The following is a 22,737-nucleotide window of genomic DNA, read 5'->3' on the forward strand; positions in this document are numbered from 1 at the left end:
TAATCCCGTCCGAGAAGGCCGAGCTAGCCGAGTGGACGGTACGCCGGCAGCGCTTCAGCCAGCGTGGGGTAGTGGGTGGGCGTGATCGTGCCGATCAGGTCCGCGAGCCATTTCGCGGCGCCCGACATGCGCACCCATCCACCATGCTCGACGGCCAGGTCGTGGGCGACGGAGAGTACGTCGACGCCCGCCGGCTCCATCAGCGTGACGCGGCGCAGATCCACCACCAGTTTTGGCAGCTTCGTCGTGATCACGTGCCGAAGCTCATGCTCGAACGCCGGTGCCGTCACCAGATCAACTTGCCCGGCCACCCGAACCACTGCACAGTCACCGACCGCACTCCACCCACAAACGAACGGCCCACTGACCTCCGTGGGCCGCCGCGCGGCCCCGACCACGCGAGGTTTTCGAGCATGCCTGTCCACTGAACTCACAACGTCTCCTAGATCCGGCACGGCGACCAGAACCAAGCGACGATCGCCTCACACCCCGAAAGTACCCACCAGCTAATCCCCGGCTACTTGGCGTAGAGGGCTTCTACGTCGGTGGCGTGGTTGCGCATGACGATGTGGCGGCGGAGGGAGAGTTTGAGGGAGAGCTCGTCGGTCTCCTGGGTCCAGTCGTTGGGCAGGATGGTGAACTTCTTGATCGCCTCGGCCTTGGAGACGGCGGCGTTGGCCTCGTCGACGGCCTTCTGCACCTCGGCGATCAGGTCCTCGTCGTCCACCAGGGACGGGACGTCGGTGGGCTTGCCGCGGTCGGTGGCCCACGGGACGATCGTCTCCGGGTCGATGGTGACCAGGGCGGCGATGAACGGCTTGCCGTCGCCGACCACCATGCACTGGCTGACCAGCGGGTGCAGGCGGATCCGGTCCTCCAGCACGGCCGGGGCGACGTTCTTGCCGCCGGCGGTCACCAGGATCTCCTTCTTCCGCCCGGTGATCCGGATGAACCCGTCGACGTCGAACTCACCCAGGTCGCCGGTGTGGAACCAGCCGTCGGCGTCGATCGCGGCCGCGGTCGCGTCGTCGTTCTTCCAGTAGCCCTGCATCACCTGGCCACCCTTGAAGCACAGCTCGCCGTCCTCCGCGACGCCGACCGACACACCAGGAAGCGGCCGGCCCACGGTGCCGATGCGGACGTCGTCCGGCAGGTTCACCGCCACCGCGGCGGTGGTCTCGGTCAGGCCGTAGCCCTCCAGCACCGGTACGCCGATGCCGCGGAAGAAATGGCTGAGCCGGTCCCCGAGCGGGGCGCCGCCGGAGACGGCGTACTGGACCTTTCCGCCGAGGACAGTGCGCAGCTTGCCGTACACCAGCCGGTCGAACAGCGCGTGCTTGGCCTTCAGCCCGAACGAGGCGCCGCCCTTGTCCTGCGCCTGCGAGTACGCGATCGCGGTGTCCGCGGCGGCGTCGAAGATCTTGCCCTTGCCCTCGGCATGCGCCTTCTGGCTGGCCGAGTTGAACACCTTCTCGAACACCCGCGGCACGCTCAGGATGAAGGTCGGCTTGAACGCGCCGAGGTCGTCGACCAGGTTCTTCACGTCCGCGCTGTGGCCGAGCTTGACCCGCATCATCACGCAGCCGACCTGGATGATCCGGGCGAACACGTGCGCCAGCGGCAGGAACAGCAGCGTGCTCGCGCCGTTCACGTCGAACAGGTCGTCCAGCACCCGCACCGCCGGGTTGAGCTCGTCCAGGAAGTTGGCGTGCGTGATCTTGCAGCCCTTCGGCCGGCCCGTCGTGCCGGAGGTGTAGATCAGCGTCGCGAGATCGCCGGGCTCGACCGCCGTACGGCGCTTGTCGAACTCGGCGTCGGATACCTGCTGGCCGAGCACGGTCAGCTCCTCGACCGCACCGGCCTCGAGCTGCCAGATCTCTTGCAGCGACGGCGCGTCGGCCCGGGCGGACTCCACCACGGCGCCGTGCGCGGCGGTCTCCACCACCGCGGCGACCGCCTCGGAGTCGGTCAGGATCCACTGGATCTGTGACGCGGACGAGGTCTCGAAGATCGGCACCGTGACCGCGCCGATGCTCCACATCGCGTAGTCGACCAGGGTCCACTCGTACCGGGTCGCGCTGAGCAGGGCGACCCGGTCGCCGTGCTTCACGCCGGCCGCGATCAGGCCCTTCGCGACCGCGGTCACCTGCCGCGCGAACTCGGCGGCGGAAACGTCGAGCCAGCCGCCCTCGGCGCGCCGGCTGAACACCGCGGTGTCAGGATGAGAGGACGCGTTCGCCCAGACCGGGTCGCTGAGGCTCCCGGTGGGTGGCTCGGTCACAGCAGGAACGGTGTACTCACGCATCCGCGTCGTCTCCTAGTCGGTCACGAATTGTCGACTTCCGGCGCACGCTACAGTCACCTACCCATAAGTAGCCAGGTTCATGTGACTCAAGGAACAGGTGCCCCTCAGCAATGCCCACGCTCGACATCAGTTGCGACGACCTGATCGTTGCTGATCCAGCCTACGTCGCCGAGCGGCTCGGTTCGGACACCCTCTGGCGCGAGTGGTGGCCGGACCTGACCTTGACGCCGTCCGAGCGGCGCGGTCTGGAGGGTGTCCGCTGGTCCGTGACCGGAGCGGCGACCGGTACGGCGGAGTGGTGGCTGGAGCAGGTCCGCGACGGGGTCGTGGTGCATTGGTATCTGCGCGTCGATCCGGCGAAACCGCTCCGCGGCCGGGCCCTGACCAAGCTGCGGGAGCGGTACGTCGCGCAGTACCGGGAGCGGCTGTGGCGGTTCAAGGACGAAGTCGAGGCGGGCCGCGCCGCGGGCGAGCGCCGTACCGGGTCCGATCCCGCGATAGTCTCCGGGGAGGGAACCGACCCGCAGTCGACCCCGCTCCACACGTCCCGGCAGCTAAGAGGTGAATCGATGGCGGAACAGACCACCTCGACCATCGTGGTGAACGCGACTCCGAAAGAGATCATGACGGTGATCGCGGACTTCGCGGCGTACCCGGAGTGGGCCGACTCGATGCGGGAGACCGAGGTGCTGTCGACCGACGAGGCGGGCCGGCCGAAGCAGGTGCGGTTCAAGGTGGACGCCGGGGCGATCTCCGACGAGTACACCCTGGACTACACCTGGTCCCGCAACGAGGTGACCTGGACGCTGGTGCAGGCCAAGATGGTGAAGGGCATGGACGGCGCCTACGTGTTGCGCGACCTGGGCGCGGAGGGGACCGAAGTGACCTACCGGCTGGCCGTGGACGTGGCGATCCCGATGATCGGGATGCTCAAGCGGAAGGCGGAGAAGGTCATCATCGACACGGCCCTGAAGGGCCTGAAGAAGCGCGTCGAGTCCTGATCCAGTGACTCGGGTACTGCTGTACACAGGTAAGGGCGGCGTCGGCAAGACGACCTCCGCCGCGGGCACGGCCACGCTCGCCGCGTTGCGCGGGCTGCGCACGCTGGTGCTGTCGACCGATGCCGCGCACTCGCTGTCGGACGCCTTCGACTCCGAGGTCGGTGGTGAGCCGACCGAGATCGACGACCTGCTGTTCGTCCAGCAGATCGACGCGCAGCGCCGGTTCGAACGATCCTGGGGTGACATCCAGTCGTACCTGCGGTCGGTGCTGCACATGGTCGGGGTGGACCCGATCGAGGCCGAGGAACTCACCGTGCTGCCCGGCGCCGAGGAGGTGCTCGCGCTGCTCGAGGTGCGCGACCACGTCCGGTCCGGCCGCTGGGACGTGATCGTGGTCGACTGCGCGCCGACCGCGGAGACGCTGCGGCTGCTCGCGTTGCCCGAGGCGCTGAACTGGTACATGGACCGCATCTTCAACGCCGAGCGCAAGGTGATGCGGACCTTCCGGCCGTTCCTCAGCCGCGGGTCGGCGCTGCCGATGCCCGACGACACCGTCTTCGACGCGCTGCGGCGGCTGCAGAGCGACCTCTCGGACATCAAGACGCTGCTGGCCGGGCCGGACGCGTCCGTGCGCCTGGTGCTGACGCCGGAGGCCGTGGTCGTGGCCGAGGCCCGGCGATCGCTGACCCGGCTGTCGCTGTACGGCTACCGGGTGGACGGTGTGGTGGCGAACCGCGTTTTCCCGGCCGCCGGTGCGGACAGCTGGCGGCGGCAGTGGGTCGCCGCGCAGCGCGGGATCCTTGAAGAGGTCTCCGACTCGTTCCGGCCGCTGCCGATCTGGGAGTCGCCGTACCGGGTCTGTGAGCCGGTGGGTGTGGAGGAGCTGGCTGCGTTCGCCGTCGAGATGTACGGCGGGGACGACCCGTTCGCCCGCGCGACGGACGAGACCTCGCTGTGGGTGGACCGGCACATCGACACCGACGGCCGCACGTACACGTTGACGATGCCGTTGCCGCTGGCATCCGCGAGTGAGCTGGAGCTGGCGCGGCACGGCGACGAGCTGATAATCACGGTCGGGTCCTACCGGCGCGTGCTGCCGCTGCCGGCCGCGTTGGCGCGTGGAGTGGTCGCGGGTGCCCGGCTGGACGACGGTCGGCTGCAGGTGCGGTTCGCGCCGCGGGAGCTGGCTCGCTCGGTGTCTTCCGACGTACCGAGTGGGGCCGGCCCGTTGGAGTCGGCGCAGGAGCTGGCACAGGGCCTGACGGCCGAGTACCACGCCCAGCGCCGCGAACGCGAGGCCGCGATCGGAGAAGGCCGTTGACCAAGGATCCGATCGGTTCCGTCGCCGAGGAGGCGGCCAAGCTGTTCGCCGTACTGCAGAACGCGGCCGACATAACGGGTACGGCGGAAGCGCCTGTGAACGAGCAGCATGAGCACAAGCTGGGACCCGACTGTCAGTGGTGCCCGGTGTGCCAGCTGATCCACAAGGTGCGTACCACCAGCCCAGAGACCATCGAGCAACTGTCGACGGCGGCTGCGCACGTGCTCGGGTCGGTGCGGTCGTTGCTCGAGGCAGCCGCTGAGACTGCCCGGCAGGCGCGGGAGGACGCAGCGTCGCGATCCTCACAGCAGGACGATGAGCCGAGCCGGTCCCGGGTGGACCGGATCGACGTGAGTGAGGACCCCGAACCATGGGATTGACCATCGGCATCGACGTCGGCGGGACCAAGATCGCAGCCGGCGTCGTCGACGACGACGGCTCGATCGGCGCGCGGACGCAGCGTGACACCCCGGCCACCTCGGTCGACGAGACCGCCGCCGCGATCTGCGACGCGGCCGCCGAACTGATCGCCGGGAACGACGTCGAGGCGGTCGGCATCGGCGCCGCCGGGTTCGTCTCGTCGGACCGCTCGACGGTGCTGTTCGCGCCGAACCTGGCCTGGCGCGATGAGCCACTCGGCGCCCGGCTCTCGAAGCAGCTGAAGATCCCGGTAGTGGTCGAGAACGACGCCAACGCCGCCGCCTGGGGCGAGTTCGCCTTCGGCGCGGCGAAGGACGTCGAGCACATGGTCTGCATCACCGTCGGCACCGGGATCGGTGGCGGCGTGGTGATCGACGGCGAGCTGCTGCGTGGTGAGCACGGTGTCGCGGCCGAGCTCGGGCACATGCGCGTCGTACCGGGCGGGCATCGGTGTGGGTGCGGCGCCCGTGGGTGCTGGGAGCAGTACGCGTCGGGCCGGGCGCTGGTGCGCGAAGGCCGGGCCCGGGCGGAGTCGGGCTCGCTCGCGGCCGCGCAGATGCTGAGTGTCTGCGGGATCACGGACCCGGCGGAGCTGACCGGTCCGATGATCACCGAGGCGGCTGCGGCGGGTGACCCGTGCGCGGTCGAGCTGCTGGACGACCTCGGCCACTGGCTCGGCGAGGGCCTGGCGAGCATCGTGACGCTGTTCGACCCGAGCGTGGTCGTGATCGGCGGCGGGGTGAGCGCGGCCAAGGACCTGCTGCTGAAGCAGGCGCAGGTGGCGTTCGAGAAGAACCTGCCGGCCCGGTCCAACCGGCAACACCCGGCCTTCGGCCTGGCCGAGCTCGGCAACGACGCCGGCCTGATCGGCGCCGCCGACCTGGCTCGCCGCCCGATCTCAGCGACCTGACGACCGTGGATACTGGATGTAGTCCGGCGGGGGTCGGGGGTACGGCGAGGAGGGTCGTGCGGTGGCTCTGACGCAGGCATTGACGATCGGGATCGACATCGGTGGCACCAAGGTCGCCGCCGGCGTGGTCGACCCGGAGGGCAACATCCTGGACCGGTTGCGCCGGGACACCCCGACGAAGGACCCGAAGGAGACCGAGGACGCGATCGCGGAGATCGTCCGCGACCTGGAGTCCCGGCACGACGTGATCGCGGTCGGCATCGGCGCGGCCGGATTCGTGGACGGGACCCGGTCGTCGGTGCTGTTCGCGCCGCACCTGGCCTGGCGGCACGAGCCGCTGCGGGACGCGGTCGAGCGCCGGCTCGGGGTGCCGGTCGTGGTCGAGAACGACGCGAACGCCGCGGCCTGGTCGGAGTGGCGGTTCGGCGGCGGCCAGGGCGAGAGCCATCTGGTCTGCGTGACGCTCGGCACCGGCATCGGTGGCGCGATCCTCAATGACGGTTCACTGCAGCGCGGGAAGTTCGGCATCGCGGGCGAGTTCGGGCACATGCAGGTCGTGCCGGGCGGACACCGCTGCGAGTGCGGAAACCGCGGCTGCTGGGAGCAGTACGCGTCCGGCAACGCGCTGACCCGGGAGGCGCGGGAGCTGGCGCTGTCCGGTTCGCCGGTCGCGCACAACCTGCTGCGCCGGGCAGACGGCGATCCGCGCAAGATCAACGGGCCGATGGTGACCGAGCTGGCCAAGGACGGCGACCCGGTCGCGGTCGAGCTGCTCGAGGACGTCGGCCGCTGGCTCGGGATCGGCCTGGCCAACCTGGCCGCGGCGCTGGATCCGGGCACGTTCGTGATCGGCGGCGGCGTCTCGGACGCCGGCGAGCTCTTGCTGGCGCCGGCCCGGGAGGCGTTCAAGCGGACCCTCACCGGTCGCGGGTTCCGGCCGGAGGCGCGGATCGTGCGCGCCGTCCTCGGCCCGGAGGCCGGTCTGGTCGGTGCCGCTGACCTCGCCCGCGAGGAGGCGACCTGGTTGCGTCGCGTCCGGGTCAAGACGACCGCGGTCACCGCCAAGACTGCGGCAGCCCGTAACCGCACCACCCGTCTCGAGCGAGCGGCCCGCAAGTCGGCCAACCGCCGTACCGGGATGCGCACGGCACCCGACCAGATCCACCACGCCGACCTCAACGGCGACCACGACGACTTATGACCCTGCGGGTGCTGTCGTACAACGTGCATCGGTGGGGTGATGACCGGGAGGCGTTGGCTCGGGTGGTGCGGGCGTGCGCGCCGGACGTGATGCTCGTCCAGGAAGCACCGACCTGGTGGGGTACGCGACGCAAACGGCGGGCGATGGCGGCGAGCTTCGGGATGACGTACGTCGCCGCGTCCGCACGCAACGCCGTCCTCGTTGCCGACGGCACCGAACTGGCGGAGCCGCTGCACTGGCGGATCTGGCGCCCGTTCGTCCGCCGTCGGCTCCGGCTGATCGCGACCCAGCTCCCCGGTGGCGCGGTCGGCGGCCGCGTCATCCTCGGAACCACCGAGTTGGCTCTCGTCGTCTGCCACCTCGGCCTGCACTTCCGCGGCCGCCAGCACGAGCTCGAGCAGGTGCTTCGCGGTTGCCGTTCCTTCGGTACGCCGTACCTCCTGGTCGGTGACCTCAACGAGGAACCCGACGGCCCGGTCTGGAAGCGCCTGGCCGAAGAAGGCCTCACCGACCTCGGCGCCGATGCCGGCCCCACCTTCAGTTCCTCCAACCCGTACAAACGCATCGACGGCGCCCACCTCTCGCCCGACCTCTCCGGCCGCATCCTCCCCACCCCAGCCACCCCGGAAGACCTGGCCGCCGCCTCCGACCACCTTCCCCTCCTGATCGAGCTCACCGCGGTTGCCCCTTGAGCAGATGGGTTGCCCAGCAGGAATCCGAGCGGCCAACCCACCAGCTCGCGGGCAACCCGCGCGGCGTCAGCGTCTGAACTCGAGCAACGGATTGGTTACCACTTCACGCCAGCGGTCGCGGTGGCCGCTGGTGTGGAGGCGGTAGTAGACGGTCTCGCGGCGCTCGTCGCCTGCCGCGCCGGAGTGGCCGCCCATGTTGTGGCCCAGGAGGTAGTGAGCGAACAGGATGCTGCCTGCCGGGCCGGAGACCTGGACGGGGGAGTCGAGGTCGATCTCGGGGTAGGGGCCGTCGTTCATCTCGTCGACCCGGGTGAGGGCGTCGGCGCCGCGCTCCGCGAGGTAGGCGCCGAGGCCGAGGTGTGAACCGGGCCAGACGTAGAGGTTGCCGCGATCAGGCTGTTCGTGATCGGTGAGCCAGAGCCCGGCCAGCATCGTGAACGTCCCGGGTACACCGTCCGCCGCCATCGGAGTCAGGCCGTCGACATGGGGCCCGCCCGGTCGATGCGGCCATGGCGGGATCGTCGTCGCGACCTGCGCCTGCTCGGGCTCGTCGATCACGAGGTCCGACCGGATCAGCTGCCCCGCGAGGTCGCTGATCCCAGCCTCGCGGTAGACGTCGAGCAAAGCAGGCGCGTCCTTGAGCCGCGGCCACAAGAAGTGCACGCCGACGTCGGTGGGGGGCTGCTGTTCGAGCATCGTCGCGACCGTACGGCGAGCGGCCGCGAATTGCGTGTCGGTCACTACGCCGGGCACAACGACGTACCCCTGGTCCCGGAAGTGCTCCCGCTGCTCGTCGGTGATCGTCGACATGCGGTCAGTGGATCAACCCGGTCCGGGGAGCGCAATCCATTATGGCGTCAGACATCGGATGATTCGCCTCGGCAGACCCGGTTCGCGGGCTCCTGGAGGTTTTTCGGGTGGAACCTGGAGCCTTTTGCTCTGCATGTGCCGAAACCCGCCAACATCAGGGCCGACGTGAGGAGGGTGGGGTGCGGTTGGTGGCTCCCGCGGGCGGGTGACGAGAGGCTAGGATTCCGGGGATTCATAGGATCTGTGGGTGGAGGCAGTGTGAGGGCGCAGCGGCTGTACTACGACCGGCCGGCAGGGGAGTGGGTGGAGGCGTTGCCGCTCGGGAACGGGCGGATCGGGGCGATGTGCTTCGGCGCTGTCGGGGCGGATCGGATCGCACTCAACGACGAGACCTGCTGGTCGGGCAGTCCGGAGACGGCCCGGTTGCTGTCGACGCCGCTGGGCACCACCGGGGCCGAGGCGGTCGACGAGGTGCGGGCGGCGCTCGCTGCCGGGGACATCGAGCAGGCTCACGAGTTGGCGCTTGGGTTCCAGGCTGGGCACTCGCAGGCCTACATGCCTCTCGGTGATCTGCTGCTCGACCTCCGGATCGGCGACTCCACGCCGACGGCCGACGACGCGACGCAGTACCGGCGGACGCTTGATCTGGACACGGCGACCGCGACGGCGTCGTACGCGGTCGGCGGGGTCGAGGTCCAGCAGGACGTGTTCGTGAGCGCGCCGGCCGGAGTGCTCGTGCTGCGGCTGACCGCATCGCAGCCGGTGACGCTGACTGGGCGGCTGACCTCGCAGCTGCGTTCGCGGCCGCAGGTGGTCGCCGGGGCGGTCGGCTTGCTGCTTCAGGCGCCGGCCAACGTCGCGCCACCGCATGGCGACGCGACCGACCCGGTCCGCTACTCGGACGGCGCAGACCGCGGCATGGCAGCGGCCATCGCCCTCCGCGCCCGGTCAGACGGTGCCGTGACGGCAACCGACACCGCCCTGACCGTCAGCCAGGCCACGGAGCTCACGCTGATCCTGTCCACGGCAACCGGGTACGACGGCCCGTCAGTTGCGCCGACCCGGACGGCGGAGGAGTGCTGGGCAGCCGCCGACGAGAAGGTGCACGCTGCACTCGGCCGCGAGTACGACGAACTGGTCGCCGAGCACACCCAGGATCACCAGGGACTGTTCCGCCGCGCGTCGCTCGACCTGACCGGTCCTGCGGACTTGGAGGAGCTGCCGACCGACGTGCGGTTGTCCCAGCACGGCGACGATCCCGCGCTGGCGGCGCTGATCTTCAACTACGGCCGCTACCTGATGATCGCCTCCTCGCGACCCGGCGGCCTGCCGACCAACCTGCAGGGGATCTGGAACGACATCCTGCAGCCGCCGTGGAGCTCGAACTACACGGTCAACATCAACACCGAGATGAACTACTGGCCGGCCGAGACCACGAGCCTGCCCGAGTGCCACGAGCCACTGCTCGACTTCCTCGGCCACCTCGCCGAGGCAGGACGCCATACGGCGCAGGAGCGCTACGGCTGCGGTGGCTGGGTCGCACACCACAACGTGGACGCCTGGTGCTGGACGATTCCGGTTGCGGGCAGGCCGAGCTGGTCAAACTGGCCCATGGCCGGTGCCTGGCTGGTGCGGCATCTGTGGGACCACTATGCGTTCGGCGGTGACCTGGAGTTCCTGGAGCGGGCCTGGCCGATCCTGCGTGGTGCCGCGGAGTTCTGCCTGGACTGGCTGGTCGAGCTGCCCGACGGCAGCCTGGGCACCTCGCCGTCGACCTCACCGGAGAACACGTACCTCGCCGACGGCGCGTCCGCCTCGGTCACCGTCTCGTCGACGATGGACCTCGCGCTCATCTCGGACGTGTTCCACCGCTGCGAGCTCACGGCCGAGGCGCTCGAGCTGTCCGACCCGCTGGTCGAGCAGTTCGCCGCCGCCCGCAAGCGGATCCCGGAGCCGCCGATCGGTGGCCAAGGGCAACTGCAGGAGTGGGCCGCCGACCTGCCCGAAGAGGACCCGCACCACCGGCACATGTCGCACCTGATCGGCCTACATCCCGGCGACTCGATCACCCCCGACGGCACGCCCGCCCTCGCAGCCGCGGCGGCGCGGACCCTCGACCTGCGCGGCGACCAGGCCACCGGTTGGTCGCTGGCCTGGAAGATCAACCTCCGGGCCCGGCTCCGCGACGCGGCCGGCGCGCACCGGCTGGTCCGGGCGTTCCTGACGCCTGCCCACGACACCGGCACGGACTACGTCGGCGCCGGAGCCGGCGTCTACCCGAACCTGTTCTGCGCGCACCCGCCGTTCCAGATCGACGGGAACTTCGGCGCGACGGCCGGGATCGCCGAGATGCTCCTGCAGAGCCACACCGGTGAGCTCGAGCTGCTGCCCGCCGTACCGGCCGAGTGGGCGACCGGCCGCGTGAGCGGGCTGCGGGCGCGCGGGGGAGTGACCGTCGACCTGGCCTGGTCACCGTCCGGCGTGGACGCGGTCCTCACCACGAACCGGGACCAGCAACGCATCATCCGGTACGGCGACCAACGCATCCCGGTCACCCTGACGGCCGGCGCCGTACACAGACTGGAGCTCAGCTCTTCCGGCGGTTGAGACTAGCCTTTCCGGCGGTTCAGGAAGGCGAGCATCGCCTCCTGAGCGGCCGGGGAGCCGAACAGGCCGGCCGAGAGCTCGGCGAGGTCTTTGCCACGGGCATCGATGTCGGCGAGCAGCTCACGGTTGAGCAGCTTCTTGGTCTCCCGCAGGCCCTGCGGCACGCCCTTCAGCAGGGACTCGACGACCGTGCCGACCGCGGAGTCCAGCTCGGCCTCGGGAACGGTCAGCGTGACCAGCCCGAGCCGCGCGGCCTCCAGCCCGTCGAACCCGTTCCCGGTGAGGAACGCGTACGACGCGGCGCGGTCGGTCAGCCGCGGAATCACGGTCAGCGAGATGGTAGCGGCCGCGAGACCCAGGCGAACCTCGGTGAGCGCGAAGGTCGAGTCGGACGCCGCGACACTGATGTCGGCCGCGGCGACGATCCCGATCCCGCCGGCCCGGACCGGCCCGGCGACCCGGGCGACCACCGGCTTGGGATTGGCGACGACCGCCCGCTGGACGTCCACCATCCGCTGGGCGCCGACGCCCATCCCGACCGTGGTCGCCTCGGACAGGTCGGCGCCCGAGCAGAACACGTCCAGCGCCGACCGGATCACGATCACCCGGACCGCGTCATCGGCGCCCGCCGTCTCCAGCCGCGCGAGCAGTTCGCCGCTGAGCTGCTGCGAGAGCGCGTTCTTGTTCTGCGGCGAGTCCAGGGTGATCGTCGCCACCCCGTCGGCCACAGCCAGGTGCACAAGTTCCGTCATGTGGACATCCTGCCTTGTCGGATCGGCGAGCGCTGTGACCCGAACCGCCCGGATGGACCGCCCCGGCCACTACGATCGTCTGCTCGACCACACTGACGAAGGAGAGCCGTGATCGACCTGAGTGAGTCGGTTGCCATGAAGACCGTCACGTTCGATCGGCCGATCACCGGCAAGGAGCTGATCGACGCCGTGCGAGCCACCTGCGAAAGCGGAGCGGGCCGGGCCGACGACTACGGCTCCCGGTACGGCGGCGGGGACGGGTTCTACGAGGACAAGAAGTACGACGACGGATACCTACACGTCGTCGGCCGCAGTTCGTCCACGCCGTACCAGAACCTGCTGGTGACGCCGACCAAAGAGTCCGCCTACATCAACCCGGAGGAGACCTACGCGTCCGCGGTCGTCGTTCGGCACGACCACACCGCCCGGGGAAGTCAGACCCTGGGACGGTTCGGCGTCGACGACGAGATCAACTCCGTCATCGAGTTCAGCGAGCGGCTGGCACACACCGTCGAGCACGGGCGGCACCTCGGCGGAGAGCTGTCGCGCGATCCGAGGGGGCCGGCGGTTGACGGCCGCGCCGATCAGCCGGTGCGGGCCGAGGATGCTGCGAAGACCTGGGGACCGCGGTCAGCCGGCCGCTCGCAGGGCACGGGACGCAGCTTCTGAGCCCGGCATCCTTGCCCGGGCCTACTTCCCGTCAGCGTACGACGGGGACAGTTCACGGGCGAGGTGCTCGACGAACAGGCCGACGTCGGTGACGATGCCGCGGGCCTGCGACGAACCGCGGTCGGCCAGCTTGGTCACGGTGGCCGGGTTGATGTCGACGCAGGTCAGCGGGATGGAGGCCGGCAAGATGTTGCCGGTGGCAACCGAGTGCAGCATGGTCGCGGCCATCAGGCAGTACCCGACCCCGGGCAGTTCGGCCCGCATCGCCCGCTGGCCCTCGAGTACGTCGGTGTAGACGTCCGGCAGCGGCCCGTCGTCGCGCACCGACCCGACCAGCACGAACGTCTTGTTCATCTTCACCAGCGCGTGCATGACGCCGGAGGTGAGCACGCCCTGCTCCACCGCAGCCGCGATCGAGCCCGCCTTGCGGATCGTGTTGATCGCCCGGATGTGGTGCTCGTGGCCGTGCTCGACACCGCGACCACGGGCCAGGTCGACGCCGAGCGACGTACCGTAGAGGGACGACTCGATGTCGTGGGTGGCCAGCGCGTTCCCGGCGAACAGGATGTCGACGAAGCCCGCCTCGACCAGCGCCACCATGGCCGGCGCGGCGCCGGTGTGGACGATCCCCGGGCCACCGACCCAGAGCACCTTCTGGCCGTTCGCCTTCGCCTCGCGCATACCGTCCGCGACCTGCTTGACCAGCACCCGCTGCGGCTTCTCGCTGGACACATCCGACTCCATGAAGCCGAACCCCTCCTCGGTGTTCACCGCGATCGGCGGGATCACCTTGACGCCCTGGGCGCTGGTGATGATGTGCATCCCGGCCTTCACGTCGGACATCGGGATGGTCCGCACGGTCTCGCCCTCGACCAGGAGCCCGCAGTCCATCTCCGGGTTCTGTACGGCGACCCAGTGGCCGCCGAGCCGGACACTGGTCGGCAGGTTGGTGGTGGAGTAGAACCCGTCCGGGAACACCCCGTCCTGGGTCACCTCGGTGATCTCCGGGGTGCCGGGGTCGACCAGGTTCGCGCCCTTGGTCTGGATCCGCATCAGCAGCCGCTGCAGGGACTCCTCGTCCTCCGCGCCGACCGTCATCCGGACGGTGGACGGGTCGTCCTTGTCGTAGCCGAGGTCGAACCGGTCCAGCGTGTATTCGCCGCCGTACCCGCGGATGTCGTCCAGGACCCGGGACAGCAGCCCGGAGTCCATCAGGTGGCCGGTGATCTCGACGGTCTCGGTGACCTGCACGGGTTACCTCCCTCAGCATTCGTCGGATTGTCCGACGATCCGCACTCTAGCGCGCCGATGTGACAAATGCTTCACCCGGCTCGGACTGCGGTACGGCGAGGGGCGTCAGACCACCGCGCCGTCGTCGCCGGTGTCGTCCGGGGGAAGGCGGTCCTTCATCCGGATCACCAGGGTCAGGAAGCCGGCGATGAAGCCGACCACCGCGATCGTGGTGATCCGGCCGGTGCCGAAGTCCAGCACGGCCGCGGCGATCAGCAGCAGCGGGCCGCCGATCAGGCCGAGCCAGGCGAGCCGGCTGATCCAGTCCAGCCGCGGGCCGCGCGGCGGCTCCGGCGGGACGTAGTGGTCGTGCGGGTCGTCCGACTTCCGGGCCGGCTTTGCCTCTTCCTCCTCGTCGTCCTTCTCGTCGGCGGCGTCCAGTCCTTCCGGTACGTCGATCAGCGGCTCGTACTTGTCGTCGACGTCCTCACTGGCCGGCCACCGCGGCACCGGCGTCTCGCCACCGTCGTGCCCCGGCGCCGACGGCGCGTTGAACTGCTCGACCAGCGACTCCCACTCCGCATCCTCGGTACTCCGCGCGATCACCGGCCGGGCCCGCTCCACCGCCTCGGAGTCGACGAAGATCTCCTCGAACCCGACCGGCACCCGAGCCGGCTCCTCGGCCTTCGCGGGCGCTTCGGGTTTCTCTGTCTCACCGCCGCCGTCCGCCGGTTCCGCCGTACGGACCTCGGCGTCGGCTGCCTCCGTCGTACGGGACTCACCCGGCGTGGCGCAGTATGCGGCGATGCCGGCTTCGGCCAGCGCGGTCAGGACCGGGTCGGCGACCAGGGGGTCGATGCTGCCCAGGGAGGTGTAGTCGGTGGCGGTGAGGCCGTTGTCACGCATCGGCGACCTGCTCTCCGACCGCGCTCAGGCGCCGGATGAAGGCTGCGGAGTCCGCGAAGATCCGCGGTGCGTCGTTGTCCAGAGTTGCCACGTGATAGCTGTCCTCGAGCAGGGTCTCGGTCACGTCGCGGGACGAGATCGAGGCCAGTACCGTGCGCCCCGAGCTCGGTTCCACCACGTGATCGACAGTACTGCGGAACATCAGCACCGGCTGTGTGACTTTCGCCAGATCGTCCCGGGTCAGCTGCCACAACTGGGACAGCGAGTGCAGCGCCCGCAGCGGCATCCGGTCGTACGCGCCCTCGTCGACACCCGGCTTCTTGATGTCGTTCGCGACCCCCGGGAACGACGGGACCAGGCGGGAAAGCACCGGCAGCAGCACCAGCCGCTTGTCGTCGGTCTGCACCGAAGGGTTGATCAGGACCAGACCGGAAACATCGGTCCCGTGCTGCTCGGCCAACCGCAGCACCAGGCACCCGCCCATCGACTGCCCGACCAGGAACACCTCGTCGTGCTCCTTACGCAACCGCTCCAGCTCGTTGTCCAGTACGGCGTACCAGTCGGGCCAGCCGGTCTTGTTCATTTCCTGCCAGCTCGTCCCGTGTCCGGGCAGCCGCGGTACGGCGACGCCGTACCCCTCTGCGGCGAGGTGCTCGGCGAACGGGCGCATCGACCTCGGCGAGCCGGTGAAGCCATGGCTGAGCAGCACCCCGACGGCCGCGTTCGGCCCGGATCCCGGGCTGCGGAACTCCTCGGCATGGGGTTGCACTGGCACTGTCGACTCCTCGCCGGTCACGGTCCTCACAGGCGGTCTGGCACGTAGCACACCCACCGCAGGCCAATCGTCGCATCTGGGCTGCATCCAGTCTGCATCCAGGTGACAACACGGTGAGCAACACGGGCATTCCTGGCGGTGACATTGCCTGAGGAGGAAGCTGGAACGTAATGTCCTGCACCGACGGTGGACGCCGGAGCTGTCGTGACCGTCGCCACCGGCGGACACTGGTGCCGGACGAGGTACGGGCCGAGGATGGTCGGTGGTAGGCGTGTCGGGCGAGTGACGGAGGTCGAGGCGAATGCTGTATCTGTTCCTCAGACGGTTCATAGTGGCGCCGCTGGTGAAGCTGTTCTTCCACCCCAAGGTCACCGGGCTCGAGCACATCCCGGCCACCGGGCCGGCGCTGCTGGTCAGCAACCACCTCGCCTTCTGCGACTCGATCTTCCTGCCCGTCGCGGTGCCCCGGCAGATCGTCTTCCCGGCGAAGTCGGAGTACTTCACCGCGCCGGGCCTCAAGGGCAAGCTGGTCGCGACCTTCTTCCGGTCGGTCGGCCAGATCCCGATCGACCGCTCCGGCGGCCGTGCCTCGCTGGCCGCGCTGAACACCGGCCTGGAGATCCTGAAGAAGGGTGACCTGTTCGGGATCTACCCCGAGGGCACCCGCTCACCCGACGGCCGGCTTTACAAGGGCAAGACCGGCGTCGCCCGGATGGCGATCGTCGCCGGAGTGCCGGTGATCCCGGTGGCGATGATCGACACCGAGAAGCTGCAGCCTCCCGGCAAGGTCTGGCCGAACTGGTTCTACCGGGAGAAGGGCCGCCGGATCCCGCGACTCGTCCGCCCCGGCGTCGCGTTCGGCAAGCCGCTGGACTTCTCCCGCTACGAGGGCATGGAGCGGGACCGGTTCGTGCTGCGCTCGGTCACCGACGAGATCATGTACGCGCTGATGGACCTGTCCGGCCAGGAGTACGTCGACATCTACGCCGACAAGGCCAAAGAGCTGATCAAGGCCGGCGAGTCGGTCGACGAGCACGTCCGGCTCGGCGACACCAAGGCCAGTTGACGCCGCATTCCCCGCGGCGCGGGTGAGGATGGTCGGCATGGACAGCGACCTGAACGTGCTCGGCGAGCCGCTGGAGGAGTGCGGTACGGACCCGGTCACCGGTTTCTACCGCGACGGCTGCTGCACGAGCGGACCGGAGGATCTCGGCAGCCACACGGTCTGCGCGGTGATGACGGCGGAGTTCCTCGCCCAGCAGGTGTCGGTCGGGAACGACCTGGTGACTCCGCGTCCCGAGCTGCGGTTCCCCGGTCTGAAGCCGGGCGATCGCTGGTGCGTGGTCGCGGTCCGCTGGCTGCAGGCGTACCACGACGGCGTTGCGGCTCCCGTCGTACTGGCGTCAACGCACGCCCGGTCACTCGACACCATCCCCCTGGAGGTCCTACGAGAGCACGCCGTCGACGTACCTCCGGATCTCAGCGCCCTCACCTGAGGTTTGTGGAGGGTTTTGCTGGTATAGCGCCAGAAAACCTCCAAGGAGTTGGTTAAAACCCTCCAGGAATGGGGCAGGTGGGGGAGCAGGGGGTGAGGGGGCCAGGCCAGCCGCGGAGGGCGAGCGCCGCGCCGATCTGCGAAGCGGCGGTGCACGGGTCGGTGACCAGCTGATAGCCGAAGCGCAGTGTCGTCTTGCCTTGCAGTGTGGCGACGTCGTCGCGGTGCATGTCGCGCCAGCTTGAGGCGGCGTCCGCATGACCGGCGCGACCGTCGAGCTCGACGATCAAGTCATACGCCAGGTAGTCGACATCGCGATAGTTCACCGCCGTCCCGCGCGTCGCGCGGACTTGCCGCGCGGCGTCGGGCAGCCCATGCGCACGCTCGACGCGGGTCAGATAGGTGTGCTCGAGGAGCGACTGCACGCCGGCGGCGGCATCCTGGATGATCTGCTGCAGCAGGTTCCGGCCACGGAGTCGCGGCAGCCGGCTCAGCTCGGCCAGCAACCGGTCTGGTGGTGTCCGGCGCTGCCTGCAGGCGTCGAGAACCAGTGCCGCCCGTCGATCCGGGGCAACGCGGCGGGAGGCCGCCGTCAGCAGCGCCACCTCCAGCCGGACCAGGCGCGGCTCACGTCCGTTCATCACGAAGGCGTCGAAGTTCTGGTGGCGGGTGATCCGGATGCCGGGCCGACGCTCCATCCTGCGGCCCAGTGGCACCGCGAGGTGGATCGACTCATCGTCCCAATCGCCGCTCAGCCCGTGCCAGCGCAAGGCGGTGTCGCCGGTCAAAGCGGCGTAGGGGCCACAAGCCAGCCAAGCGGCCCACACGCGCGTCGCCCAGGGCAGCGGCCCGGTGAAGTCGGCGTACACGCCTTGGTGGATCCGCTGGATCTGTCGATTCCGGCATCGCCGCGCGAGCATGCAGTCGTCGATCCCGTTCGCCACCGCCTGGGCCCGGCTGAACGCACCTTGCTGGCGGCCGCGCAGCTCGACGAATCGACCTGCCCGCGCGTCTTCTGGCTCTCGTAGTCCCTCCACGCCGACAACATGCCCCCCACTCACCCCCTCCCTGGCGACCATTTGCGCGCCTGTGGAAGGCCCTGCTGAATCCTGGAGGATTTTGTCGCTGTAGGCGGGCATTTCCCTCCATGGAGCGGTTTGCGGGAGGGCGTGAGACGGGCACGCGGGCTTGGAGACGGCTGGCCTAGAGTTGGGGCCATGCAATTCGCGACGTTGACTGCGGGGGAAGTGCCCGGTGTGCCGAGCCTGGACGAGCTGCGGGCGCTGAAGCCGCTGCAGCAGCCGGAGTGGCCGGACTCGGCGATCCTGGACCAGGTGATCGGCGAGCTGCGGACGCTGCCGCCGCTAGTGTTCGCCGGTGAGTGCGACGACCTGACCACGAAGATCGGTGCGGTCGCCCGCGGCGAGGCGTTCATCCTCCAGGGCGGCGACTGCGCGGAGACCTTCGACGGGGTGACCGCCGAGAACATCCGGGCCAAGTTGCGGGTGCTGCTGCAGATGGCCGTCGTACTGCAGTACGCCGCGAGCGTGCCGGTGGTGAAGGTCGGCCGGATCGCCGGCCAGTACGCCAAGCCGCGCAGCTCCGGCGAGGAGACCCGGAACGGCGTGACGCTGCCGTCGTACCGGGGCGACGCGGTCAACGGGCTCGAGTTCAGCTCCGAGGCGCGGATCCCGGATCCGCGGCGCCTGCGTGGTGTCTACAACGCTGCCGCGGCCACGCTCAACCTGACCCGCGCGTTCACCACCGGTGGGTACGCCGACCTGCACCAGGTGCACGCCTGGAACACGGACTTCGTGAAGTCGTCCCCGGTCGGCCAGAAGTACGAACGGCTCGCCAGCGAGATCGAGCGCGCGCTCGCCTTCATGCGGGCCTGCGGGGCGAACTCCGAAGAATTCCACACCGTCGACTTCTACGCCTCGCACGAGGCGCTGATCCTGGAGTACGAGCACGCGCTGACCCGGATCGACTCCCGGACCGAGCAGCCGTACGACGTCTCCGGCCACCTGCTGTGGGTGGGGGAGCGGACCCGCCAGCTGGAAGGCGCGCACGTCGAGTTCCTGTCCTCGCTGTCGAACCCGCTGGGCGTGAAGATCGGCCCGACCACCACGCCGGACTACATCCGCACCCTGATCGACAAGCTGAACCCGAAGGGCATCGAGGGTCGGCTGACCTTCATCACCCGGATGGGCGCCGGCAAGATCCGCGAGGCGCTGCCGCCGCTGCTGGAGGCGGTCCGGGACCACGGCTCGCCGATCGCGTGGGTGTGCGACCCGATGCACGGCAACACCTTCGAGACGCCGAACGGGTACAAGACCCGCAACTTCGAGGACGTCATGGACGAGGTCCAGGGCTTCTTCGACGCGCACGAGCAGGTCGGGACCTGGCCGGGCGGGATGCACATCGAGCTGACCGGCGACGACGTGACCGAGTGCCTGGGCGGCGGTGAGGAGCTGGTCGCGGAGGACCTCGTGAACCGCTACGAGACCGCCTGCGACCCGCGGCTCAACCGGCACCAGTCGCTCGAGCTCGCGTTCCTGGTCGCGGAGCGGCTCCGCAGCGCCCAAGCATGATCTGGGGCGCTGCGTGATTGATCTGCGGTCGGACACAGTCACCCGGCCGTCCGCCGGGATGCTGGCCGCGATGACGTCGGCGCCGCTCGGTGACGACGTGTACGGCGAGGACCCGACGATCAACCGGCTCGAGGAGACTGTCGCGGACCTGCTCGGCCACGAGGCGGGCCTGTTCACCGTGACCGGGTCCCTCGCGAACATCCTTGGTGTCCGCGCGCTCGTGCCGCCTGGCGCGGAGGTGCTGTGCGAGGCGAGCGCACACATCGCGCGGGCCGAGCTTGGCGCGCACGCGGCCGTCAGCGGCGTCACCACGCGCACGTGGAGCGCACCGGCCGGGCAGATCGACCTCGAGCAGATCCGCTTGCTGATTGCGGCCGATCTGGGCGCCTACTTCGTGCCCACGGCGGCCGTCTCGGTCGAGAACACCCACAACTTCGGCGGCGGCGCCATCCAGCGCGCGTACGACGCTCTCGCCGACGAACTCGATGCCCGTGGCCTGCCGCTCCACCTCGACGGTGCGCGCCTGTGGAACGCCTCCGTGGCGTCTGGTGTGTCGATGGCGTCGTACGCGTCCCGTGCCAAGGCCGTCAGCGTGTGCCTTTCGAAGGGTCTGGGCGCGCCGGTCGGGTCGGTGCTCGTCGGGTCGACCGAGCTGATCCGTGAGGCCCGGGTGTGGCGGAAGCGTCTCGGGGCCGGCTGGCGGCAGGCCGGCGTACTGGCTGCGGCCGGGTTGTACGCGATCGAGCACAACGTGGAGCGGCTGGCCGAGGACCACGCTCATGCCCGGCTGATTGCCGACGTACTGGCCGATGCCGCGCCCGGTTCCGTCAAGCCCGACCAGGTGGAGACGAACATCGTGGTCGCCGACCTTGCCGCCACCGGCAAGTCGGTGCCTGAGGTCGTCTCCGCCGCACGCGAGGCTGGCGTACTCGTCGGCGGTGTCGGACCGACGCAGCTGCGGGTCGTGACGCACCTCGACGCCTCGACCGAGGACTGCCGCACCGCCGCGGAAACCCTGGCGCGCCTGATCCAATGACCTTGTGTGGATGCGATGGGCGGCCGAGATAAGGTGCGGTTGTCGGGTCGGCAGCATTCGGGGAGAGCCGTGCGAGAGATCGTCGTGTTCAGCGGAAGTGCCCACACTGGTTTGGCGGAGCGGATCTGTGCCGATCTCGGCGTAGCGCTCTCACCGGTCGAGATCCATCGGTTCAGCAACGACTGCTTGCAGGTCCAGTTGCAGGTGAACTGCAGGCAGCGGGACGTGTACATCGTCCAGCCGCTGGTACCACCGACCCAGGAGCACCTGATGGAGCTGCTCCTGATGATCGACGCCGCGCGTGGCGCCTCCGCGCAGCAGATCACCGCGGTGATGCCGCACTACGCGTACGCGCGCTCCGACAAGAAGGACGCCTCCCGGATCTCGATCGGCGGCCGCCTGGTCGCCGACCTCCTGGTCGCAGCCGGCGTCGACCGGGTCCTGACGATGGCCCTGCACGCGCCGCAGGTGCACGGCTTCTTCTCCGTCCCGGTCGACCACCTGACCGCGATCGGCGTCCTCGCCGACCACTTCCGCGGCCGCGACCTCAGCGACACGGTCGTCGTCAGCCCCGACCTGGGCAACGCCAAGACCGCCACCCAGTTCGCCCGCCTCCTCGGCCTTCCGGTCGCAGCCGGCAGCAAGCAGCGCCTGGCCGACGACCGCGTCGTGATCGACGCCATCGTCGGCGACGTGGCCGGCAGACGCGCCATCATCCTCGACGACGAAATCGCCACCGGCGGCTCGATCATGGAACTCCTCGACCGCCTCAAAGACCGCGGCTGCACCCAAGCCGCCGTCGCCTGCACCCACGGCCTCTTCGCCGGCCCCGCGGTGGAACGCCTCCGCTCCCACCCCTCCGTCACCGAGGTCATCAGCACCGACACCGTCCCCCGCCCCGCCGGCTTCCCCGAACTCCAGGTCAGCTCCGTCTCCACCCTCTTCGCCGAAGCCATCAAACGAATCCACGAAGGCGAATCAGTCAGCAGCCTCTTCGACGGAGTAGACCCCACCCACGCCCCACCCCAACCCAAACTCCCGTTCTAGCCGCAGCCGACCCACGCCCGCTCCGACGCTCTCGCCACCACCCTCGCTCCTGATAGTTCGGGTTGATCGGTCGCTGGTGACTGTGTGGATGTGAAGTATCTTGGGATCCGGAGTGTCGGTGGACGATGGGAGACGGGATGCCGGGCCGGTCCAAGCGGTTGTCGTCTGCGGCGCAGCAGGTCGGTGCGGAGGGCGGATATCGTCCCGGGTACGAGATCGCGGCGGAGCGGATCCTCGAGTACATCGTCCGGGCTCGCCTCGAACCTGGTGATCGGTTGCCGACCGAGAAGGATCTCGCGGAGGCGGTGGGGATGTCCCGGACCATCGTCCGGGAGGCGGTCAAGATTCTGTCCGCACTCGGGCGGATCTCGGTGCAGATGGGTCGCGGGATCTATGTGGCCGAGCCGGAGGGTGCGCTCTGGCGGGAGTCGTTGGCGCATTTCCTGCCGGCCGATCTCGGTCAGGTCGAGGAGATCTTCGAGTTCCGCCGTTTCGTGGAGACCACGACGACCAAGCTGGCCGCTCAGCGGGCGACCCCGGCGCAGGTGAAGGCGTTGCGCGAGGCGGCGCAGCTCACGGTGGATGCCGCGGCGGAGGGGGACCTGGAGGCGTTCAACCGGGCCGACGAGAAGTTCCACGGTGCGATCGGCGACGCGTCGTCCAACATGTTTCTGTCGGCGAGTGTCGACTCCGTGCAGCGGCTTCAGCGGCAGGTCAGTGTGATCGGGCTGGCGGGCGTCGCGGGTGGCTCGACCGTAGTGGCGGCGGAGCAGCACGCGGCGATCGCGGCAGCGATCGGGTCGGGTGACGAAGAGCAGGCGGTGGCGCTGATGATCGAGCACATCGACACGACCTTGGCGCAGTTCAAGCACGAGATGCACACCCGCATGTTTTCCGCCGACGGCACCAGCTGAGCGGTACTGCATGCGCCGGTGCCTCGTCCGGGCCCGAGCCCGGACGAGGCATCTG

General features: G+C 69.5%; 22 protein-coding genes. 14 read left to right on the top strand and 8 right to left on the bottom strand.

The annotated features are described in order from the left end of the window. Positions 1-23 precede the first annotated feature (23 nt). Positions 24-455, bottom strand: a complete 432-nt coding sequence (locus ACIBL3_RS38535; RefSeq protein WP_396358926.1) for an STAS domain-containing protein — start codon at positions 453-455, stop codon at positions 24-26. Between the two features lie 62 nt (positions 456-517). Then, entirely contained in the window at positions 518-2,305 is a 1,788-nt protein-coding gene (locus ACIBL3_RS38540) for an AMP-dependent synthetase/ligase (protein WP_396358888.1), read from the bottom strand. Between the two features lie 110 nt (positions 2,306-2,415). Here ACIBL3_RS38540 and ACIBL3_RS38545 point away from each other — a divergent pair, with 110 nt between their 5' ends. From ACIBL3_RS38545 to ACIBL3_RS38570, 6 genes are all read left to right on the top strand, one after another. After that, positions 2,416-3,306 carry an SRPBCC family protein gene (locus tag ACIBL3_RS38545; RefSeq protein ID WP_396358889.1) on the top strand — a complete coding sequence of 297 codons (891 nt, stop codon included), beginning with the start codon at positions 2,416-2,418 and terminating at the stop codon, positions 3,304-3,306. Positions 3,307-3,310: 4 nt separating this feature from the next. Beyond that, a complete protein-coding gene (locus ACIBL3_RS38550; RefSeq protein ID WP_396358891.1) occupies positions 3,311-4,627 on the top strand; it encodes an ArsA family ATPase in 1,317 nt (438 codons plus the stop codon). Next, a complete protein-coding gene (locus ACIBL3_RS38555; RefSeq protein ID WP_396358892.1) occupies positions 4,624-5,007 on the top strand; it encodes a hypothetical protein in 384 nt (127 codons plus the stop codon). Before ACIBL3_RS38550 ends, ACIBL3_RS38555 begins: the two co-directional genes overlap by 4 nt. Next, positions 4,998-5,957, top strand: coding sequence for an ROK family glucokinase (locus ACIBL3_RS38560; protein ID WP_396358893.1), 960 nt, complete (start codon positions 4,998-5,000; stop codon positions 5,955-5,957). Before ACIBL3_RS38555 ends, ACIBL3_RS38560 begins: the two co-directional genes overlap by 10 nt. Before the next feature lie 61 nt (positions 5,958-6,018). After that, positions 6,019-7,158, top strand: a complete 1,140-nt coding sequence (locus tag ACIBL3_RS38565; RefSeq protein ID WP_396358894.1) for an ROK family glucokinase — start codon at positions 6,019-6,021, stop codon at positions 7,156-7,158. Then, entirely contained in the window at positions 7,155-7,850 is a 696-nt protein-coding gene (locus ACIBL3_RS38570; protein WP_396358895.1) for an endonuclease/exonuclease/phosphatase family protein, read from the top strand. The genes ACIBL3_RS38565 and ACIBL3_RS38570 overlap by 4 nt, the downstream gene beginning before the upstream one ends. A gap of 66 nt (positions 7,851-7,916) precedes the next feature. On the opposite strand, the gene ACIBL3_RS38575 is transcribed toward ACIBL3_RS38570, so the two are convergent. Beyond that, entirely contained in the window at positions 7,917-8,660 is a 744-nt protein-coding gene (locus ACIBL3_RS38575) for a phytanoyl-CoA dioxygenase family protein (protein WP_396358896.1), read from the bottom strand. Between the two features lie 258 nt (positions 8,661-8,918). Here ACIBL3_RS38575 and ACIBL3_RS38580 point away from each other — a divergent pair, with 258 nt between their 5' ends. Then, positions 8,919-11,267 carry a glycosyl hydrolase family 95 catalytic domain-containing protein gene (locus ACIBL3_RS38580; protein ID WP_396358897.1) on the top strand — a complete coding sequence of 783 codons (2,349 nt, stop codon included), beginning with the start codon at positions 8,919-8,921 and terminating at the stop codon, positions 11,265-11,267. A 2-nt stretch (positions 11,268-11,269) separates the two neighbouring features. On the opposite strand, the gene ACIBL3_RS38585 is transcribed toward ACIBL3_RS38580, so the two are convergent. Beyond that, positions 11,270-12,019: an enoyl-CoA hydratase-related protein gene (locus ACIBL3_RS38585; protein ID WP_396358898.1), complete on the bottom strand. Its 750-nt coding sequence runs from the start codon at positions 12,017-12,019 to the stop codon at positions 11,270-11,272. A gap of 108 nt (positions 12,020-12,127) precedes the next feature. Between ACIBL3_RS38585 and ACIBL3_RS38590 the strand changes: the two genes are divergently transcribed. Continuing rightward, complete coding sequence (locus ACIBL3_RS38590) at positions 12,128-12,688, top strand: hypothetical protein (RefSeq protein WP_396358899.1); 561 nt, start codon at positions 12,128-12,130, stop codon at positions 12,686-12,688. A 21-nt stretch (positions 12,689-12,709) separates the two neighbouring features. Here ACIBL3_RS38590 and ACIBL3_RS38595 read toward each other — a convergent pair whose 3' ends face one another. The 3 genes from ACIBL3_RS38595 to ACIBL3_RS38605 form a co-directional block, all read right to left on the bottom strand. Then, on the bottom strand, positions 12,710-13,939 hold the full coding sequence (locus ACIBL3_RS38595; RefSeq protein WP_396358900.1) for a TIGR00300 family protein: 1,230 nt from the start codon (positions 13,937-13,939) through the stop codon (positions 12,710-12,712). A 105-nt stretch (positions 13,940-14,044) separates the two neighbouring features. Further along, a complete protein-coding gene (locus tag ACIBL3_RS38600) occupies positions 14,045-14,824 on the bottom strand; it encodes a hypothetical protein (protein ID WP_396358901.1) in 780 nt (259 codons plus the stop codon). Then, complete coding sequence (locus ACIBL3_RS38605; RefSeq protein ID WP_396358902.1) at positions 14,817-15,599, bottom strand: alpha/beta hydrolase; 783 nt, start codon at positions 15,597-15,599, stop codon at positions 14,817-14,819. Before ACIBL3_RS38605 ends, ACIBL3_RS38600 begins: the two co-directional genes overlap by 8 nt. 301 nt (positions 15,600-15,900) lie before the next feature. On the opposite strand from ACIBL3_RS38605, the gene ACIBL3_RS38610 reads away from it, so the two are divergent. Together ACIBL3_RS38610 and ACIBL3_RS38615 are read left to right on the top strand one after the other, a co-directional pair. After that, positions 15,901-16,665: a lysophospholipid acyltransferase family protein gene (locus tag ACIBL3_RS38610; protein ID WP_396358903.1), complete on the top strand. Its 765-nt coding sequence runs from the start codon at positions 15,901-15,903 to the stop codon at positions 16,663-16,665. Positions 16,666-16,702: 37 nt separating this feature from the next. Further along, positions 16,703-17,095, top strand: coding sequence for a DUF2237 family protein (locus ACIBL3_RS38615; RefSeq protein WP_396358904.1), 393 nt, complete (start codon positions 16,703-16,705; stop codon positions 17,093-17,095). Positions 17,096-17,147: 52 nt separating this feature from the next. On the opposite strand, the gene ACIBL3_RS38620 is transcribed toward ACIBL3_RS38615, so the two are convergent. Then, a complete protein-coding gene (locus ACIBL3_RS38620; protein ID WP_396358905.1) occupies positions 17,148-18,131 on the bottom strand; it encodes a hypothetical protein in 984 nt (327 codons plus the stop codon). A 180-nt stretch (positions 18,132-18,311) separates the two neighbouring features. Between ACIBL3_RS38620 and ACIBL3_RS38625 the strand changes: the two genes are divergently transcribed. The 4 genes from ACIBL3_RS38625 (at position 18,312) to ACIBL3_RS38640 (ending at position 22,682) form a co-directional block, all read left to right on the top strand. Then, positions 18,312-19,685, top strand: coding sequence for a class II 3-deoxy-7-phosphoheptulonate synthase (locus ACIBL3_RS38625; RefSeq protein WP_396358906.1), 1,374 nt, complete (start codon positions 18,312-18,314; stop codon positions 19,683-19,685). A 13-nt stretch (positions 19,686-19,698) separates the two neighbouring features. Next, entirely contained in the window at positions 19,699-20,721 is a 1,023-nt protein-coding gene (locus ACIBL3_RS38630) for a threonine aldolase family protein (RefSeq protein WP_396358907.1), read from the top strand. Between the two features lie 69 nt (positions 20,722-20,790). Beyond that, the gene (locus tag ACIBL3_RS38635) at positions 20,791-21,768 is read left to right on the top strand and encodes a ribose-phosphate diphosphokinase (protein ID WP_396358908.1); all 978 of its coding nucleotides are present in this window, start codon (positions 20,791-20,793) and stop codon (positions 21,766-21,768) included. 137 nt (positions 21,769-21,905) lie between these two features. Further along, a complete protein-coding gene (locus ACIBL3_RS38640; protein WP_396358909.1) occupies positions 21,906-22,682 on the top strand; it encodes a FadR/GntR family transcriptional regulator in 777 nt (258 codons plus the stop codon). The last annotated feature ends 55 nt before the right edge of the window (positions 22,683-22,737 follow it).

Source organism: Kribbella sp. NPDC050124, from assembly GCF_044460355.1.
Classification (GTDB): domain Bacteria; phylum Actinomycetota; class Actinomycetes; order Propionibacteriales; family Kribbellaceae; genus Kribbella.

Coding starts and splice junctions, on each gene's coding strand:
- ACIBL3_RS38540 (WP_396358888.1), bottom strand. CDS start 2,305: ATGCGTGAGTACACCGTTCCTGCTGTGACCGAGCCACCCACCGGGAGC.
- ACIBL3_RS38545 (WP_396358889.1), top strand. CDS start 2,416: ATGCCCACGCTCGACATCAGTTGCGACGACCTGATCGTTGCTGATCCA.
- ACIBL3_RS38560 (WP_396358893.1), top strand. CDS start 4,998: ATGGGATTGACCATCGGCATCGACGTCGGCGGGACCAAGATCGCAGCC.
- ACIBL3_RS38570 (WP_396358895.1), top strand. CDS start 7,155: ATGACCCTGCGGGTGCTGTCGTACAACGTGCATCGGTGGGGTGATGAC.
- ACIBL3_RS38575 (WP_396358896.1), bottom strand. CDS start 8,660: ATGTCGACGATCACCGACGAGCAGCGGGAGCACTTCCGGGACCAGGGG.
- ACIBL3_RS38585 (WP_396358898.1), bottom strand. CDS start 12,019: ATGACGGAACTTGTGCACCTGGCTGTGGCCGACGGGGTGGCGACGATC.
- ACIBL3_RS38600 (WP_396358901.1), bottom strand. CDS start 14,824: ATGCGTGACAACGGCCTCACCGCCACCGACTACACCTCCCTGGGCAGC.
- ACIBL3_RS38610 (WP_396358903.1), top strand. CDS start 15,901: ATGCTGTATCTGTTCCTCAGACGGTTCATAGTGGCGCCGCTGGTGAAG.
- ACIBL3_RS38615 (WP_396358904.1), top strand. CDS start 16,703: ATGGACAGCGACCTGAACGTGCTCGGCGAGCCGCTGGAGGAGTGCGGT.
- ACIBL3_RS38625 (WP_396358906.1), top strand. CDS start 18,312: ATGCAATTCGCGACGTTGACTGCGGGGGAAGTGCCCGGTGTGCCGAGC.
- ACIBL3_RS38640 (WP_396358909.1), top strand. CDS start 21,906: ATGCCGGGCCGGTCCAAGCGGTTGTCGTCTGCGGCGCAGCAGGTCGGT.